This window comes from uncultured Vibrio sp., assembly GCF_947488985.1.
In the GTDB taxonomy this organism is placed as follows: Bacteria; Pseudomonadota; Gammaproteobacteria; order Enterobacterales; family Vibrionaceae; genus Vibrio.
Genome location: NZ_CANLBV010000180.1, coordinates 1 through 2698, shown reverse-complemented (window position 1 = coordinate 2698; position 2698 = coordinate 1). Strand labels below are relative to the sequence as shown.

Below are 2698 nucleotides of genomic sequence, written 5' to 3'. Positions count from 1 at the left end.
CAGTGTAATTATCATAGTTCGTAGCATGATCCTGATTTTACTAAAAATCAAGCACCTTCAATGATCACGGGTATATATTGTTAAAAAAATTACTGGCTCAAATTTAAAGTTTTACGCAGCGAACACTGAACATATAATTTTTTGAGCTAGTAGCACGACGAATTTCGCCTTTGTGCGCATTCCACCAAGAGTAAGCCAGTGTTCGAATAATACCTTTGGAGTCAGACGCGCTATCTGCGGTCCAAAATTCAGTATAAGCACCCTGAGTAATGTAAAAGCCGTTCCACTTAACGCCAGCAGGTCTTGCAAAGAAGTTATGTTTATTAACTAGAGACTGATCCACTTTTTCAAATGGTCCATCAGCTTGTGCCTCTTTTAGTTGTAAGCCGAGCTGTTGGTCACTACCTCGCCAGCCTTCTTGATGAAGTTCCTCTTCAGGCATACCAATGCTTCGTTCAAGCGCTTTCCAGTCCTCATCTGTCGCGACTCTCCAACCTTCCGGACATAAATTTCGCTCATCAGCGACATCATGCCAGTTGTATAGTCGACCATATTTCAACAAGTTCGCTTCGTCATCTTTTGGAATAACACCTGAGCTAACTGCAGAACCGTCTTGAAACTTGGTACTTCTCAACCCTTCAGCTAACCAAACCTGCTCACCGATGGTCACCGTTCGATAGGCATTACCTTCCATGTCCTGAACCGTACCTTCCAGTTGATAAAAGTCTTTATTAATGTCATTAGCAGAGGTTGTAGAAGCAAAGACCATACTGGCTCCTATAGATAAAATAACTTTTTTCACGGCAAATCACCTTTCATTGACGCTGTGGAATTACTATATCTATCATCCTGAATCAAAAAAAGGCGAATTACTCTTTAAAAAATGCCTATTTGTATCAAATAGGCATTTTTTAAAGAGCAATTAACTCACTACGCAATATTCTCAATCATGCCCTTAGCTTGACTCCACTGCTTAGGCGATTGACCATACATACGTTTAAACTCACGACTGAATTGAGAGGAGCTCACATACCCTACCTCCATCGCAGCCTCATTAACGGTCATCCCTGCTGCTATCTTCATAGCGGCTTTATTTAGTCGCATAGACTTCATAAACTGAATAGGGGACATTCGTGTTGCTTGTTTGAATTTTCGATGAAAAACCGCACGACTCATCCCGACGAAAGAAGCAAGCTCATCAATGGTGATGCTCTTACTAAGGTCAAGTGATAGGTACTCGATTGACTTAGCGATTTCGTTTCCAACACCAAACGCTCTTCTCGCAGAGATACCAGCATCGCCCTTCAGGACTGCGTAGTAAAATTCGCGCAGGCGGCTTTCCCCCAAGATAGCAGCATCGGTACTATTTTCACTAAGTTGAAGTAACCTTAGTAACCCATCACAAAAGGTCTCATTCCAGTTAGCCAATGACATACCGGGTGGTTGTGAGCTACTTTTGGGTAGTTTTATCGCGCCGGCGGCACTTTCCATTTCAATTGCCAATTCGGTCATCACCTTGGTATCGAGAGAAATATAGACACCGAGCAAAGGTTCTTCTTCACATGCGTCTGGGGTCCCAGCTTCGACAGGCAGAGATACTGTACAACACATATATTGACTGTTGTCATAAATGTAATGTTCACCGTCAAGAATCGCTTCTTTCTTACCACTCAAAATGACAACTACCGCCGGTTCATATACTGCCGGCGCACAAGGTATCGAGTGCGTCACTCGGAACAAACTGACACCTTTAATACCCGTTTCGATCATGCCGTCTTCAGCAATACGACTCTCTACAATTTGTTTAATTCTCTGTTTCACTTTGTGCTCCATTAACCACACCGATACAAATAGGCATCTTTTAAAGGTTAATTGACCTATATAAAATGGTAATTGATCTATATAGTCAACTCTTCTTAACAATACTCGCTCAAATAGCAGCTTGCAAATAAAGTTGCTCCATTAATAACTCGAATAATTAGATGAAAAAGGCTTGCACATGACAACTCAACGACTTGGCAAAATATTTAAGGTAAAGAACCTCATACTTTGTGCCAACTCTTCTACTTCAGGGATTGCGGCAGATTCTTGAATGACAGCGTCTAAGCGGACCTCTAAAAGCTTTAAAAACCGATCGTATATTGAGGTGTAGCCTCTTTGCGCATCATAAATTGGCGGTGGTAATAGCGATTGGCGTACATCAATAAGGTACTGATTTGCGATAAAATGAGCTCTTTACTAAAGGCATCTAAGCTCCGTTGTTTTCTGCCTCAAGCGCATCAAACATCGCGACCATATGTTGATCTTCTTTTGGTGAAAGGTGTAGAGCCTCGTTAACTGAAAAATTGATATTGCTTAAGTTCATCTTGCAACTTGTGACCACGGATATAATCGGGGTGAAAGCAGATGATGCGAGCAACGGAGTCAACGATTATACCGCTGGCGATCAGCTCTTGGCCGGGAAGAATAATTGGGTCCTAAGGGATTTTTTAACCGCATGGTGCACCAATTAATATCGAGTCAAGCAAGCTGTCACACGATGTCGATGTGGCGAAAAAACTTTGGGCGCTATCTGAAGAATTAACAGGAATAAAATACTAATACGCTGATTTTACAGCTAATACTATACCCGTGATCATTGAAGGTGCTTGATTTTTAGTAAAATCAGGATCATGCTACGAACTATGATAATTACACT

The 2698-nt window shown here is 41.7% G+C and carries 2 protein-coding genes; both read right to left on the bottom strand.

The features are described 5' to 3' along the window. Window positions 1-103: 103 nt before the first annotated feature. Window positions 104-802, bottom strand: a complete 699-nt coding sequence (locus tag Q1A70_RS19450) for a fibrobacter succinogenes major paralogous domain-containing protein (protein ID WP_299695583.1) — start codon at window positions 800-802, stop codon at window positions 104-106. Window positions 803-930: 128 nt separating this feature from the next. Then, window positions 931-1821: an AraC family transcriptional regulator gene (locus tag Q1A70_RS19445; RefSeq protein WP_299695581.1), complete on the bottom strand. Its 891-nt coding sequence runs from the start codon at window positions 1819-1821 to the stop codon at window positions 931-933. Between the last annotated feature and the right edge of the window lie 877 nt (window positions 1822-2698).